At 42.9% G+C, this 15,845-nt stretch carries 13 protein-coding genes and 1 pseudogene; 9 read left to right on the top strand and 5 right to left on the bottom strand.

Annotation, left to right across the window (positions count from 1 at the left end):
* Positions 1–15: 15 nt before the first annotated feature.
* The 8 genes from LQ777_RS04885 to LQ777_RS04850 all read left to right on the top strand — a co-directional run bounded on the left by LQ777_RS04885 (position 16) and on the right by LQ777_RS04850 (position 7,924).
* Complete coding sequence (locus LQ777_RS04885) at positions 16–1,230, top strand: hypothetical protein (RefSeq protein ID WP_232561401.1); 1,215 nt, start codon at positions 16–18, stop codon at positions 1,228–1,230.
* A 1-nt stretch (position 1,231) separates the two neighbouring features.
* On the top strand, positions 1,232–2,152 hold the full coding sequence (locus LQ777_RS04880; protein WP_232561400.1) for a glycosyltransferase family 2 protein: 921 nt from the start codon (positions 1,232–1,234) through the stop codon (positions 2,150–2,152).
* On the top strand, positions 2,136–2,939 hold the full coding sequence (locus tag LQ777_RS04875) for a 6-hydroxymethylpterin diphosphokinase MptE-like protein (protein WP_232561399.1): 804 nt from the start codon (positions 2,136–2,138) through the stop codon (positions 2,937–2,939). The genes LQ777_RS04880 and LQ777_RS04875 overlap by 17 nt, the downstream gene beginning before the upstream one ends.
* A gap of 14 nt (positions 2,940–2,953) precedes the next feature.
* Positions 2,954–4,324, top strand: coding sequence for an O-antigen ligase family protein (locus LQ777_RS04870; RefSeq protein ID WP_232561398.1), 1,371 nt, complete (start codon positions 2,954–2,956; stop codon positions 4,322–4,324).
* Between the two features lie 44 nt (positions 4,325–4,368).
* Complete coding sequence (locus tag LQ777_RS04865; RefSeq protein ID WP_232561397.1) at positions 4,369–5,157, top strand: 6-hydroxymethylpterin diphosphokinase MptE-like protein; 789 nt, start codon at positions 4,369–4,371, stop codon at positions 5,155–5,157.
* A gap of 21 nt (positions 5,158–5,178) precedes the next feature.
* On the top strand, positions 5,179–5,928 hold the full coding sequence (gene cmk / locus LQ777_RS04860) for a (d)CMP kinase (RefSeq protein ID WP_232561396.1): 750 nt from the start codon (positions 5,179–5,181) through the stop codon (positions 5,926–5,928).
* A gap of 133 nt (positions 5,929–6,061) precedes the next feature.
* Positions 6,062–6,832, top strand: coding sequence for a WecB/TagA/CpsF family glycosyltransferase (locus tag LQ777_RS04855; protein WP_232561395.1), 771 nt, complete (start codon positions 6,062–6,064; stop codon positions 6,830–6,832).
* Positions 6,833–6,862: 30 nt separating this feature from the next.
* Complete coding sequence (locus tag LQ777_RS04850; RefSeq protein WP_232561394.1) at positions 6,863–7,924, top strand: endo-1,4-beta-xylanase; 1,062 nt, start codon at positions 6,863–6,865, stop codon at positions 7,922–7,924.
* Between the two features lie 7 nt (positions 7,925–7,931).
* On the opposite strand, the gene LQ777_RS04845 is transcribed toward LQ777_RS04850, so the two are convergent.
* From LQ777_RS04845 to LQ777_RS04830, 5 genes and pseudogenes are all read right to left on the bottom strand, one after another.
* A complete protein-coding gene (locus LQ777_RS04845; protein ID WP_232561393.1) occupies positions 7,932–9,428 on the bottom strand; it encodes a capsule assembly Wzi family protein in 1,497 nt (498 codons plus the stop codon).
* A 139-nt stretch (positions 9,429–9,567) separates the two neighbouring features.
* Entirely contained in the window at positions 9,568–10,461 is an 894-nt protein-coding gene (locus LQ777_RS04840) for a DUF4249 domain-containing protein (RefSeq protein WP_232561392.1), read from the bottom strand.
* A gap of 35 nt (positions 10,462–10,496) precedes the next feature.
* Positions 10,497–12,533: a TonB-dependent receptor plug domain-containing protein gene (locus tag LQ777_RS04835; protein WP_425276940.1), complete on the bottom strand. Its 2,037-nt coding sequence runs from the start codon at positions 12,531–12,533 to the stop codon at positions 10,497–10,499.
* 147 nt (positions 12,534–12,680) lie between these two features.
* A pseudogene (locus LQ777_RS30650) lies at positions 12,681–12,896 on the bottom strand (carboxypeptidase-like regulatory domain-containing protein); the annotation flags it as partial.
* A 412-nt stretch (positions 12,897–13,308) separates the two neighbouring features.
* On the bottom strand, positions 13,309–14,937 hold the full coding sequence (locus LQ777_RS04830) for a carboxylesterase/lipase family protein (protein ID WP_232561391.1): 1,629 nt from the start codon (positions 14,935–14,937) through the stop codon (positions 13,309–13,311).
* 158 nt (positions 14,938–15,095) lie between these two features.
* Between LQ777_RS04830 and LQ777_RS04825 the strand changes: the two genes are divergently transcribed.
* A complete protein-coding gene (locus tag LQ777_RS04825) occupies positions 15,096–15,833 on the top strand; it encodes an NUDIX hydrolase (RefSeq protein ID WP_232561390.1) in 738 nt (245 codons plus the stop codon).
* Positions 15,834–15,845 lie beyond the last annotated feature (12 nt).

Below are 15,845 nucleotides of genomic sequence, written 5' to 3'. Positions count from 1 at the left end.
TTGATTTCGTACGCGATGGGCGGCATAGAAGAAATAACCCAAGTTGTGTCGGCAAAGGTAATTGCTAGAAAATCAGACAGTCCCAACTGGAACTTGGTTGGTAAGATTTATGCAAACATGGCTTATCTGTATGGATGGCTAACCGTTTTGGTAATCATTGTAATGGGAAGTTTGGGAAGCTGGTCGATGGTACGACCTATCTCATTTGTAAAAGATGCACAATCGGCTTGGCTAGCTTGGGGAATAATAATTATCGCTTCTGCTTATAGATTTTACGGTTCTATCTATTCAAATTACCTAGAGGGCCTCAATAAAATTGCGCTTGTAAGACGTTGGGAAGCGCTCACATCAACCGCTGCTATTAGCTCATCTATTATTGGTCTTTATGTAAGTGACAGTTTACTCCTACTAGTATTTATTAATCAGCTTTGGGTTGCTTTATCAGTCATACGCAATTATTTTCTAAGTAGAACTGTAGAAAACAACAAATTTAAAACTATCGAAATCGGCTATTCTTTTGATCGTCAATTATTCAGAAAAATATGGCCTGCTGCCTGGCGAAGTGGAATATCTGGTTTCATGTCAAATGGATTAAACAATTTAAGCAGTGTATTATATGCTCAAATTGGCAACAGCGAAAGTGTTGCCTCCTACTTACTGGCTCTACGTATTATAGCACAAATTAGAGAGATATCAATGGCTCCCTTTTACAGCAAAATACCATTGTATGCTCGTTTACGTGTGCAAGGAGATATGAAGCAATTAATCCAAAAGGCACAACACGGAATGTTCTTATCTCATACTGTTTTTGTAGTAGGCATTGTTACTGTAAGCATTACTTCAAACCATTTACTAGGCTATATCAATAGTGATATAAAGTTTGTATCAAACGATTTATGGCTACTACTATCCCTGGCTTATTTTGTTCATCGCTATGGCGCTATGCATATGCAACTCTATTTAACAACTAATCATATTATTGCACATGTTGCTGATGGAGTTTCTGGTTTGATCTTTATAGCGACCTCACTCCTTTTAATTGACAAATTACAGCTTTACGCGATACCGATTGGGATGTTATCTGGATATCTGGGTTTTTACGCTTGGTACGCAGCATATTACTCATACAAATCCATCGACGTTAGCTTTTGGAAATTTGAAAAGAGCACCAGTGGTTTGCCCTTACTGTTGTTCACCATTGTATATTTAATAAATATAATTCAACTGTAACATGCCATTCTTCTCTATTATAATACCAATCTACAAACGTAAAGACTTTTTACTTGAAGCTTTACAGAGCTGTCGTAATCAATCATATAAGGATTATGAAGTTATTATTATTGATGATGGATCCCCAGAAAAAGTTATTAATCAAATTCCAACGGAATACATTGACAATGTAACTGTTAAGTACTATTATATAGAAAATTGTGGAGCAGGTCTTGCAAGAAACTTTGGCGTAGATAAATCTCAAGGTCAATTTATTGTTTTCCTAGATTCGGATGATTCCTTAATGCCTTATGCACTAAACTTTTACCACGATTGTATTACTAAAAACAATATCAATATTATCATATCCAAAAGACTAAATACAGAAATTATAACAAATGATCAATATAAAGAAATTGAGCAAAATAGTTATCAATACATCAACTATAAAGATTACCTATCTAAGGATATTGTATTAGAGTTTGGCGCTAGTAATATAATAGTAAGTAAAAAAGAATTTAAAAAAGTTGGTGGATTTAAAGCAAGATCTAACAAGACAGCTCATGCGGAAGATCATGACCTTATGTTACGTTTAGGCACCACGGCTGGGTTCGCATTGATTACTAACCCTCATTGTATTTTATACCGCGTTCACGATTCTAATAGTGTAAAAGAATACACTAAAGTTGTGCATGGCATAAAGGAACTAATTAAATCTGAATACAGGTCAATTTACCCTGGCGGTAAAAGACGTTTATTTTCTCGCTATTATACCATAGGAACACCTACTTTCCACTGGTCAATTAGGTTATTGAAAAGAAAAAGTTTGAAAATGGCATTTAACTTGTTTGTCTACTCAATGCCATTTACATTAACTTACGTATTTCTAAAACCGTTTTATTCTTTAAAAGCAAAACATTACAGTAATGGAGAAACTTTTTAACTACGAACCTGAGAATACAGTTAATCCTTACCGTTTAGCGACTTCTTTAATAGCTAAACGTATTAAATGGGATCTAGACTACCGATCATGGGTGTCTCGTGCTAGATTAAAAAAATTACATAACCAATATACTGACAAGAAAGCGGTTATAATTTGTAATGGTCCATCACTCCGAAAAGTAGACCTTGATAAATATATCGACAGTGACGTGTATTTTTTCGGTTTGAACAAATTAAATCTTTTGTTTGATGAAATTCGTTTCCGCCCCAACTGCTTTATAGCATCAAACTATTATGTCATCGAACAAAATAGAGATTTTTTCAATTCTACTGATATACAACTGTTTTTGAATGCTGATAAAGCAAATCTTATTGATTTAAGAAAAAATGTTGCTTTTATAAAATATTGTGCTGTTCCAAGGAAGTTTGCTCGTGACTGCTCTGTTTCTCTATTTCAAGGCCATACTGTTACTTACACTGCTATGCAACTAGCTTTTCATATGGGCTTTCAAAAAGTAGCTCTCATTGGGTGTGATCATTATTTTGAAACAAAAGGCCCGTCAAATAAAACTGTAAAAGCAGGGGAATCTGATCCTAACCACTTTCATCCAAAATATTTTGCTGATGGAGTTAAATGGGACTTACCAGATCTTCTAGGCTCAGAATATCACTACGATCTTGCCAATCAAATTTACAAGAATTACGGCCGTCAACTTTATAACTGTACAGACGGAGGTAGCTTAGAGGTATTTGAACGTATTAGTTTAGATAAGTTCATCAACTTATAAATTATTTTATCAAAATGGCTCTCGTTATTCTAACAATCGTTATTGCTTTACTGCAAATAAATTCCTATTCTGATTCCTCTGTCATTAAAACTGTACCGATTGCTTTGTCAGCGTTATGCTTATATTATTATGCTTTAAAAAGCAACATTAATACTATCCTTGCTCTAATAGGACAAAATAAATCATTACTCTTCTTATTAGTAATGATATTAATTGGTAATTTTCGTTCTAACTATCCTGACCAGACGATAGGTTTTACCATTAGCCGAACTATCAGTACCCTGTTATTATTTAGTGCTTTACTACTTGCCATTCGATATTACGTATATAAACGTGGGTTTTCTGTTATTGATATAGTTGCCAATTTTATACTCATTCCATACACTATTTACTTCTTAGTTAATTTTGCACTGTGGATATCCGGCGTCACTTTAAAGGAAAGCGTAATGACGGAAGAAGTGGTAAATAAGGAGGCCGTACTTCTATCCTACTTAGGTTTAACGATAAACAGAGTACAATTTCCACTATCAACCGGCTTGAATAACTACGCGGTAATAATTGGAGCAATATTCAGTATTAGTTTAATATTATTAATTATTATACAAGATAAAAAGTATAAGTTGCTGTCTTTTTTCAGTAGCGTGACATCATTATCCACTTTACTTCTAATAGACTCAAGAGTAGCAATATACTTTCCTATATTGATTTGTTTTTTTCTAAAGTTATCAAAAAATTCAAATTTTCTTGTAAAGATTACACCTCGTTTATTTTACCTGGTAATACTTGGACCACTGTTTCTATATCTTTTCGTACCTCTGTTAGCATATTTACCATTTATTGATATGATAACAAGAAACAGTGAAGAACTAGCAACTGGTAACTCAAGATTTCTTATATGGTCCATATGTTTAACAGAGTTTTTTAATATTAAACCTATTCATTTAGTCGGCTATGGGTATTTTGGCCATTATGGATCAGGGGTATCTTTAGAGTGGGCCGACATATTCTCAACTTGGATTGATGGTGATCTAAAAACCTCTCACAATACTTTATTCACAATCTTGTTTGATTATGGATACTTAGGGTTAATTATTTATAGCTTAGTAATCTATAATACATCTAAACGAATATCCAAATTTTGGAATATAAATACAAAAACTAGTCTACTAACTTTTGGCTTTATTAGCTTTAATCTCTTTGCAGGAATAACTGAAACATTAATTGGTTTCTACTCGCCAAACTATTTTATACTATTCTTTTTATTTCTTTTTACAGAAATGGTTAGTAATTCTCATAAAACTACTTTATCTCAAACAAATTACAAACCTGTTAGAACAAACCCACTTAGTACTGCGTATTCAACACTCGTAACTACTATTAATTAGCTTTCAACAACATTCAAAATTAAAATATTACACTTAATGTAATCATGATCGATCTAACCAGATTTACCCCGTCCCGTATCTTACCAGCAGTGGAACGTCGTTTAAAAGAAGTTCCGTTTACACAGGCGTGGTATAACTCTAATCAGGGAAAGCGAAATAGGGATTATCTTCAGCAAATTCATAATCGCTACGCAGGAGAACGGCTTTTTCTAATCGCGAATGGGCCAAGTATTAAAGACATGGATCTTTCGGTTTTGAAAGATAAGTATACTATGTGCATGAACCGGTTCTATATTTACTTTGACAAGCTCGGATTCACCCCTACTTTCTTGACTTGCGTTGAAGAACTAGTTCTTGAGCAATTTAAAGAAGACTTCAATAATCTTTCGTGTGAGACCTTCTTTAACTGGCGCTTTTACAAACAATTCCCGAAAGCGCACTTTCTGAAAGAAGCTTACTCATTTAATCCTTTTTTTCAAGATAATATTCTTGAACCCACTCATTTTGGCGGAACAGTAACCTATGCCTGTCTACAGCTAGCCTACTATATGGGTTTTAAAGAAGTAGTTATTATTGGCATGGACCATAGTTTCAAAGAAAAAGGACTAGCGACTAAGGTGGAAGTACGTAATTACGAGAAAGATGAAAGCCATTTTGATCCCAATTATTTCCCAAAAGGAATTAAATGGAAATTACCTGATTTAGATAAATCCGAATATTCTTACGCACTTGCCCGCGATTTTTATCAGCAGAATGGACGCGAAATTATCGATGCGACAGTAGGTGGCAAGTGTACTATTTTTAAGAAAGGGAAATTCTCTAATTATTTATAACAAACTAATAAAATCATTCCGATGCAACTTTTACAACCTGATCAGCTAATTTCTTCCGGAGAAAACACAACGTTCGACTGTCCTAAGTTAATTATTGCCGTTGATGGTTATTCAGGTTGTGGAAAAAGTACAACCGCAAAGCAAGTTGCAGCCCGTCTGGGGTACACCTATATTGATACGGGGGCTATGTATCGTAGCGTTACGCTTTTTTTGCTTCAACATAACATCCCCTTTACCGATTCCCACGCGGTCCAGGATGCGCTGGCTCAAATTTCGATTTCATTTAAATTTAATGTGATCACGAGACGGAATGAAACGTATCTGAACGGTGTGAACGTGGAAGATGAAATTCGGATGTTGTATGTCGCTAGTTCGGTAAGCAAGGTTAGTGCTCTTCCTGAAGTACGACGTACCCTTGTTCGATTACAGCATCAGATGGGTCAACAGCGCGGTATCGTTATGGACGGCCGTGATATTGGGACCCAAGTTTTTCCCGACGCTGAACTCAAGGTATTTATGACGGCGGATGCGCTTATCCGTGCCCAACGCCGGCAGGTTGAGCTGGTCGATAAAGGGCAGGCTGTCGCTCTAGAAGAGATTCTAGACAATATTAAAAAGCGTGATCATGACGATACGACTCGCACAGTAAGCCCTTTACGCCAAGCTGATGACGCTCTTTTACTCGATACGTCCTACACAACTATTGATGAACAGATCGACTGGGTTGTACAAATGGCTACGGAGCGAATGCAACAGCCACAGCTTAGCTAAATCACGGCTAAACGCTGCTCAGTATACGATAACAGCATAGTGGTAGTTGACTTACACACCCTTTTTGTGCAACGAATTAAACCCACCGTACTTATTTGACTTACGTTTTACAATTCCATTGTTTAACTTATTTATGGAAAACGCTTATTCCATTGTTCCCAAACAGCTTGCTCAGGCCTTAATCAATAAGGTTAGCCTCATCGAGAATAAGGCAACAGCTGATCGACTATTCAAGAGCGCACTTGCTAGTCGGAACTGTACCATTATCTCTTTTATCAATGCCCACGCTTTTAATATCTGTTATCGAAACGATCAGTTTGCAGAGGCTTTGTTAAAATCCGATTGGTTGTTGCGAGACGGCAAAGGAATTGAAATACTGTACAAGTCGATTGGTCGGAAGCCAGGAGTTAATATGTGCGGGACCGATACTATTCCTCAACTGCTCACCCTCGCTAAAAATAAACGCATTGCCTTAATTGGTACGGAAGAGCCTTACCTTCAGCAAGCCTCCGATTTTTTGACGCAAAAAGGTAGCAATGTTGTTTTAACCGCTCATGGTTTTCATGCTATAGCAAACTACTTACCCCTTATCCAGCAAGCCAGACCTGATGTGGTTGTTCTGGGTATGGGGATGCCTAAGCAGGAGCAGCTATCAATCTACCTCAAAGAACAGCTCGATTTTCCCTGCGTTATTGTTAATGGTGGAGCCATTATCGATTATTGGGGAAACAAAGTAGTGAGAGCCCCGAACTGGGTCCGGCAGGTTGGTGGCGAGTGGGCCTTTCGGCTTTTATTGGAGCCCCGTAGACTATTTACGCGCTACGTAATCGGCAATTTTGTTTTTCTCAGACGCGTTCGGCAGATTAGAGGTCAGCAGTTTGCAGCGCTTAGAAATACTGTGTAGTAGTTTTATCGATCAAAAACGTAGATGCACATGCGTTACCTGTTTTTTTTGTTAATATCAGCGCTGTTCTGGCACCTGACAAATAGTAGTGTTACTACTGACAACACTAAACTGAATCAAGACAGCGTAACGTTAAAACAGGCCGCGCCATTCCCCTTAGGTGTTTCAGTAGATGCCAGACTGCTGACCAGCAATAAGCAATACCGAAGTACGGTTAATCGGGAATTCAACAGCATAACGTCGGAAAATGCGTTAAAAATGAATCGGCTTCTCGTAGCGCCGAATCAATACGATTGGTCAGGAGGTGATTCTATCGTTGATTTTGCCCGTACAACCGGCAAACGTATGCATGGACATACGCTTGTCTGGCACCGAAGTGTACCAAAATGGGTTGAGGCATTTCAGGGGGATTCGATAGCCTGGGAGAATTTATTAAAGAGCCATATTCAAACCGTTATAGGTCATTATAAAGGACAAGTTAAGTCATGGGATGTTGCCAACGAAGTCATTGATGATGATGGTTCATTGCGTAAATCGATCTGGTCAGCGCATTTAGGTCCAGATTACGTCGCTCGTTGCTATCAATACGCGCACGAGGCAGATCCCAATGCACTACTATTCTATAATGACTACGGTCAGGAGATCAATCTAAAAAAAGCATTGGCAATCAAAGCCATGCTGATGAATTTGAAAAAAAGAAAGATTCCGATACATGGTGTTGGTCTACAATCCCATATATCTATCTACCATTCTGACAGTCAGTACAGACGAGGCCTCGCTGTGATGACTTCAGTTGGATTGCTTGTTCATATTTCCGAACTGGATATTCGTCTGAATACAAAAAAGATTAAAAATCTTGCAATTACAGAGGATATGCTGGAAGACCAAGAGCAGAAGTATGAATCGATAGTTGAGATTTATAAAGATGTTGTTCCTAAAAAACAGCGGTATGGGATTACGATCTGGAATCTTAGCGATAAAGACAGCTATCAACTTAAAGACTGTCAATGCCCCGATGCCCCGATGCCGTTCGACACGACTTATAAGAAGAAGTTAGCATACAAAGGCTTGCTGGATGGGCTAAGACAGTAAAAACACTTTACTTCACTGTTTTAAAAACCTTTCGTACACTGATCCACCCCCCCAGGGTGTTTTCGTAAAGTTGCCCCTGATCAAGTGCAATAGCCGTTTTTAATTCTGAACCGCCTAACCAGCCGAGCGGCCAGGTTAACCAGGCGGCCCCCGAAAACTGCGCTACGGGTTGGACAAACGGATGACGATGCGTTCCGTAATGCTGGCTAATCGATAAACGAGTTTGCCATTGCACTCCCCGACCAATGGTACCAGCCAATCCTACGTGCCCCATTTGAACCCGGTTACTTGCAATAGCCCAAATGCGCTTTTCCGGATGCTCGTTCTGCCGTTCGGGCCGCAAGTCTGACCGGTAGGCTATAAACGGCGAACCGATCACGCGTCGGTTCTGCACCCAACCGTCGATGTATTGGTAGTTGTTGAAGTAGTCGTCCTGGCCTTCGTAGCGCGTTCCAGTATTAACGTACGCTCCACTCTGACTCATGGTGTTGAAATATTCGAGCAGGATATGGCGTAGTTGAAAACCACCTGCTTCGGCTGGTCGGCGTAGTAAGCGAAGGCCGTATAAGCCATCAGGAAAATTGATAAAAACTACGCCCGATTTGTCTTCGAAAGGGTGCTGATGATAACCCATTACCTCCCACTTTCCTATTGTTGTTTCGAGGCTAAAATCGATGGAGCCTAAGTGATTACCAACTCGGTTAACCCGATCAAAATCACTCAGCTCTTGCGAATTGGAGTCACTGCCTTCACTGGCCGTTAACACATACAGATAATCCTTGAAGGAGGAAGGCATCTTGCCATCCTTGGCACGCGAGGGTGGCAGATAGCCTGAGCGTCCCCCCCACTGAGCGTTGTGCAATACGCCACCCGTCAGTCGAACGCGCGAATTGGGGCGTCCAATGCGTATATAAAACGCTTTCTGGTGAAGATAAGACCCCTGGACCGAATCGGTATTGGCAAACCAGCCATGCGCAAAGAAAGTATGAATAGAGACAAACCCATTTGTAAAACCTAACGGCGTAAATCCGTTCGTCCCAACCTGTATTTTGGTGATCGGCAACGCATTGCCCGACCAGGAGTAAAAACCCGATGTTAAGGTAGAATCGCCTAGACCGATGACTTCTTTCCTGCGTCCCCCCCACAAGCTAAAACGTCCCAGCTCAAGCGATAGATAAGCCTGCGGCAACAAAACAGTTGACGTTCTGGCCGCATTGCCAACGGCCTGAATACCGTAGCTAATAGACCGATTTGGATGAATACTACTTATGCCAAAGCGTTCGCTGATGCCCACCCGTACCGTCCCTGCCGGACTACTCTTTGGAACAAGACCAAACTGATTAGCCTGTAACCAGAAAGGCGTCCGGCTACCCGATGCAATCAGACCTCCGATTTCGGCGTCAATAAATGTTTGTCGCTTAGCAGATACAGGGAAAGAATCTATCTGTGCAGACGTTAGAAAGCTAACGGACAGACAAGAAATGATCAAGAAAAGTCGCTTCACAGGTTGTAGAAATTAGCGTAGTCTAACCTAAGTCACACTGACTACAATTGAAACACCTGTGCAATATAAATAACTATTAGTTAAAATATTAAAATTTATAGTAACTTAAAGATGATCAATGCTAGAGGATTCGTCGCGCTCATTTTAGCGTCACAGTCTTTCTCGATTGATTGTAACTGCCAAAACAGCCTAATCCATTCTGGATATTAGTTGGTATAATCACGGGTTCGGCGAAAGGGTTGTTGGCGGCTTTGAGTTGCTGATCCAGGGCCACATGGTATTGATAATAAGCTTCGTCAACGTGCATCAGGTCAACGTTAATCGCCATTGATCGGTATTGCCGGCTTAGTCTGTCTTTATCCAATAACGCCGAAGCCGATAGGGTTCCTGCTTTGTTTTGACTTGCTAGCAAACCCAGCGAATTAGTAGCCATAATGAACGACATAGCTTCCGGGTTGCCATAGGATGAGTTCGAAGGCGCATTGATGGGTATACCGCGTACAGTTCCTTTGACTCGGTAATACGCATTCGCAGGATCTTGCCAGCTTCCCACAAGACGATACTCTTTTTTCTCCCCATTGACCTGTCCTGACGCTACGGCCGAATCAAGCTGTATTGCATCGAGGGCAATCATTGAGGGTACTGTCGTGGTTGCACTCACCTGTTGACCCGTGGAGTAGCGCACGGTCAATTGGTAGGTATTACCTGACCGAACCACCATTTTTTGTGCTTTTACCGCATATAAAGCCAATTGAGAATTATAGACCAGTCTAACTGAGTTACTACCGTCAGACAGTGTTACAACAGCGTCGGAGACTTCAACGCGCCGGGTGGCATCGTTATCCAAAACAGGACGCGACCGGGTTACTTTAGCGGTCAGCAGCGTATCCTGCGGAGAAATAAAGCAATCAACAACCAATTTATCGGACTGCCCCGCAAGCGCCTGCGGTACGATCTCTTCCCGCATCGAGTTGCAGGCTAGTAGTATCGTAGACAGAACTAGCAATAGCCATTTTTTATCGAAAGAAACCATAAGTTTCAGCGGATTATCTTTTTCAGGAATGCCAGTCAAAACCGAACGGTGTAACTCACTGACGGAACTACAGGAAATAGCGAGTACTTGTACAAGACCGTTTTCGATGGCATTCCCTTACCCTGCTCTTCTCCTTCCAGCGAATAGAGGAACGCGTTACGGCGGTTATACACGTTGTAAACGCTCAACTCCCAAACCCGCTCGTAAGACGTCCGCTTTCTGGTGAAGCGTAAACCAATGTCTAACCGGTGATAGGCATCGGTCCGAAACGCATTTCGTTCGCTGTACTCCTTGACGTTTGGACCAGAGCCATAAAGCGTACTAGCCGTAGCTGGATTAGATTCCGCTTTTTGATCGAGGTAGCCCGAATAACGTGATAGTGGCAGTGTGAGCGCATTACCCGTTCCGTACACCCATGAGCCGGAAAGCGTGATTGAAGGCGTTAGTTCGTAGATACCAACGACAGACGCGTCGTGGCGACGGTCGTAGCGAGGGAAAAATGACTTACCCGCGTTCAATTCAGCAAACTGCCACTTCGTCCAGGAGAGTGTATAGCCTATCCAGCCCGACAGCCGCCCTGTCTGTTTTTGCAGCAATACCTCTGCTCCGGAGGATCTTCCGTGTCCGCTGGTTACATTGTCGGTCCACTGGGTTGATTGGATCGATCCCTTCGTGTCGGCGGTCAGAAAGCTGGCCCCTTCCCGGTAGCTAAGCAGATTATTCATCTGTTTATGGTAACCCTCCACCGTTAGGGTTATTCCTGCCGTTGAGAAATTTTTGACTATACCCAGTGCGATCTGCTGCGACTGCTGTGGTTTGACTGACCCCACTGTGGGCACCCATAAATCCGTAGAAAGGCCCACGCCAGCGCTGGAAAGTAGATGAACGTATTGATTCATTAAGGCAAACGATCCTTTCAGGGTGAACGTTGGTGCCGCCCGATAAGCCATCGACAGCCGGGACTCAGGACGAACGTAGCCAGGTAGCGATAATTTTTCACCAGCCGATCCAGAAGGTGCATCCTGACGACCACCAATTAGCGAATAAGCGCTCAGGCGTAAGCCGCTGTTGATACTCCACCGATCAGTGGGGGTCCAGGTGTGTTCAACGTAGGCACCCGCTTCTGCCGTATTAACCTGATGATCGGCGGTTTGCACCGGAGGGTCGGCAACCGTTAGCGACACCGAAGCCTGAGGATTAAATACGTGCTGGGTTGCCTGTACTCCGTAGCGAAGCTGGTGCTTTTTGTTGATATATTGATGAAGGGCACAACTAACACCTACGTCTCGGATAGCGGATTGATAAGCAAGCCTATAGGTTCCGTTTGAAGAGTTTTCCGGAAGCAACTGTTCATCCTGCACCGCCATGCGGTAGCGACTAGACAAAATCGACAGATCGAACGCCAACCCTCTGGCTCCCTGGTGATGCCAGCGTATACTTCCGGCTTCGTTGGTCCATTGCAGAGCAGAGCGTAAGGCAATACCATCGGTGCGGACATTACTAAACCGATCGTGACTGCGGTACCCACTAACGTACAGTTTATCTTTATCACCAGCCTCAATCGTCAACTTGGCATTTACGTCATAAAAGAACGTTTTCAACACGGGTTGATCGTCCGTGCCTTTTCCCAGCAGTCCCGTCAGTAAATCCAGGTACGTGCGTCGCCCTGCTACAACGTACGTAACCTTTTTGCTTAGTGGTCCGCTTACGAGTAATCGAGAGGCAACGATTCCGCCAGTAGCTTCGGCATGTACCTTGTCCGTCGCTCCGTCTTTCGTCGTTAGTTCAACAACCGATGATAATCGTCCGCCGAAACGAGCGGGGAAACCGCCCTTGGTCAAGTCTGCTTGTTTCAAAGCGTCACCATTGAAGGCGGAAAAGAAACCCAACAGATGGTTTGGATTGTAGATTGGGGTATTATCCAGTAAAATCAAATTCTGATCCGGTGCTCCTCCACGAACGTACAAACCAGCGTTCCCTTCCGACCCTTTCTGTACGCCGGGCATCAGTTGCAGCATTTTCAGCACATCCTTCTCACCCAATAATGCTGGTACTTTTTTAAGTTGAGTCATTGAAAGGCTCACTGTACTCATCGGTGTGTCGCTGCCTACTGACGGCTGTTTACTCCCTTCCACACGCTGTTCACCCAAGGTTTGTCCTGCGGTCAGAAAAATGCTGAGTTCAGTGCTGCTACCCGGTCGTACAACGTATGTGACGGAGGCAAAACCAACATAAGAGAATGTGACAACAGTTGTAGCGCTAGCTGGTACGCTGATTGAGAAGGACCCTACATCCGACGTTAGACAACCTTCCTTGTTGTCAGCCACATATACATTTGCACCAGCCAATGGCAATTTACTTTTGGCGTCAAATACATGGCCTGTAATACGTCGAATAGCAGGTATTTCGGCCTTCGAGGTATCACACAACAGCATAAACAACAGTAAGCTCAGCAGCTTCATCTCGGCGAAAATCCCAAAAGGCCTGAAAGACACATGTAAGTAATTTCCCTACGTATTACTTACCGTTTTCGACATTCATTTTATGGATTTGTCACACACGCACTTCTGTTGGCAGAGATACCTTAACTTATTTATTAATAACTTTAATTGTACTTTTTATATGATTAAAAACTTTTAGAGTTTTAATTACTTAATCTTTATTTACTTATATAAAACAGTATAAATTAGTTAGTAACCTTAAAAATGAATTTATCTAAGCAGCAAGTTCTATATTTCATATATACATAATCTACCATCTAGTCCGCGCATAAAAAAGACTCATACAAACCCTATGGCTGGTATGAGTCTTTACGGTGAAACCTTACAGCTAATTACCGTCTGTTCTCTATTGTTTTGTGTACAATGGATCTAGAAATAGGTAACGACCTTTATTCTGCTCTGGCTCCTGCCGGGTGTTTACATCGATGTGCATCACCTGAGCCGAGTTGCCAGTACCAACGGCAGACCATGTTGGCAAACCGGGTCCGTTTGGATTGCCCGTTTTTATAAAGTTTGCAAAGTAATTCTGCATTACCTCCGATACTTTGTAATCGTCCGGCGTCCAGGCATAGACCTTGTTGGTCGCCAGATTTCCCATAGCATACTCAATTTCCGCCGAATGAACAGCGCCACGAGCGGGCGGCATTTTTACGGCTGAAGCATCGTTTCCTTTTACAACTCCGCCCGCTAACCCTGGCGCAGCATTACCCATTTCGGGCGTCATGGCGGGCCGTGGCCGTGAGTACAGATAACGATAGACGGGTTTGCCGCCCGTCTTAGCCTGAACATCTGACCATTTCCAGGTGCTGTATCCAATGAATCGATCACTTGCCAGATCCGTAGCCGCCTGCATAACCTCGTCTTCGGTTGTAGCAGGATACAGTTTCAACACCTCATCGGCACGTTCGCCAAATAGTTTTTGCACGGCTTTGGTGTAGTTTTCTGGCGTTGGTTTTTCCTGACCCAAAATAGCTCGACCGCTCATTTCTTCAGAATTCCAGCCAACCAGTAAAGGAACGTGCGCCTGCTGGCCATCGGCAAACAGTTGAGCGGGAGGTTTAGGGAAGAAGTAGCCATCGACCGCTGCCGAGAAACGACCGAAAGGAACTTTAGCCGTCGCTTCAAGTAGCTGGTCAGCAGGCATAGCCCGTAACTCAGCCAATGACTTGGCATTTACGCTGTTTGCGAATTCAACTCCTTGCTTTTCGGCTTCATCAAGTGAAACGGGTGGTAAAGTTCCCAACAAAGAACCGCTCTCTCCAATGGCCCCAGCGATAAGCCCTTTCGACAAAGGAGACACCATTTGGGCACTAACAGAAACAGACCCCGCCGACTCACCGGCAATCGTTACCTTTTTAGGATCGCCACCAAAGGCTTCGATGTTTTGCTGCACCCAGCGCAACGCTGCACTCTGATCCAAGTAGCCATAATTACTCGACGCCTGATGCGAAGACTCCTTTGTTAGTTCTGGATGGGCAAAGAACCCAAACAAGCCTAGTCGGTAGTTGACCGTAAGCGCGACAATACCCTTTTTAGCCATGCTTTCGCCATCATAACGAGGCTCAGAGCCGTCGCCCGCCATAAATCCACCCCCGTAAAAATAAACGAGCACCGGCAACCGCTCTTTCGACGACTTGGCGGGTGTCCAGACATTCAGGTATAGGCAATCTTCGCTCATGCCATCCGAGCGGAAGCCCATATCGCCAAACAAAGCACGCTGCATAGCCCGTGGACCAAATTTTTTGGTTTGACGAACACCCTGCCAGTTTTTGGCTGGCTGTGGTTCCTGCCAACGTAAGTTTCCAACGGGTGGCTGCGCGAAAGGAATGCCTTTGAACGAGCGGATACCGCTTTGCTCGACAACTCCTTCGACAACGCCATTAGCGGTTTTAATCTGGGGCGCGTCTTTGGATGACTGCGCAAATGCCCCCGCCGTCAGTTGCAGGGCAAGTAGTAAAATAAAAGGCTTTTTCATCGTTTAGGAGTAATGAGCGATCCGTCTCAACGAGGGTATTAGAGACGAGACAGCAACTTGTTAATGATTATTTTTATCATTGTAGCAAAGTGAGACAATAATAAGCGCTTATATTGAAACCGCCAAATTTCTGTTCGTTATAACCTGAATAAAAACGTATGCGTGAACACGTTATTCAAGAAGAAATTCAACCCGATGGAGCCGGTTTTCTACCAGGATTAGCTATTGACTGCGTCATTTTCGGCTTTCACGACAATCAGCTTAAAATTTTATTGCTAGCGTATCGGAACACGGATTTGTTTGCGCTGCCCGGTGGCTTTATTCGGGAAAAGGAAGACGTAAACGATGCCGCCAAGCGGACCTTAGCCCAACGAACAGGGCTTCACGACATCTACTTGGAGCAGTTTTATACGTTTGGAAATTTCGCTCGGTACGACCCGGTCCCGCTGCAAATGATCATGGCTGGTAAGGACCTGCCACCCGACGACGATCATTGGTTACTGCGCCGTTTTGTTACGGTAGGCTATTACGCTCTTGTTGATTTCACTAAGGCGGTCCCGAACCCCGATTTGCTGGCCGATGACTGCTCCTGGTACGATCTGAATTACCTACCTACTCTGATGCTTGATCATCAGACGATTGTGCAGAAAGCGCTGGAAACATTACGAGCTGACTTAGATCGCAAATTGATAGGCTTCAACCTACTTCCGGAAACGTTTACAATGAATGACCTACAAAGTCTCTACGAAACCATTTTGGGGGAGCCTTTACACCGATCCAGCTTTCAGCGCAGGATGCTGGGGCTGGACATTCTGGAACGGCTGGAAAAGCAGTATAGTGGAGGAGCCCATAAAGCCCCTTACCTATACCGATTCAAATCAGAAAGCGAAGGATAAAGCAGCTGTAGC

This window comes from Spirosoma oryzicola, from assembly GCF_021233055.1.
Lineage (GTDB): Bacteria > Bacteroidota > Bacteroidia > Cytophagales > Spirosomataceae > Spirosoma > Spirosoma oryzicola.
This window is presented reverse-complemented; position numbering and strand designations above follow the sequence as displayed.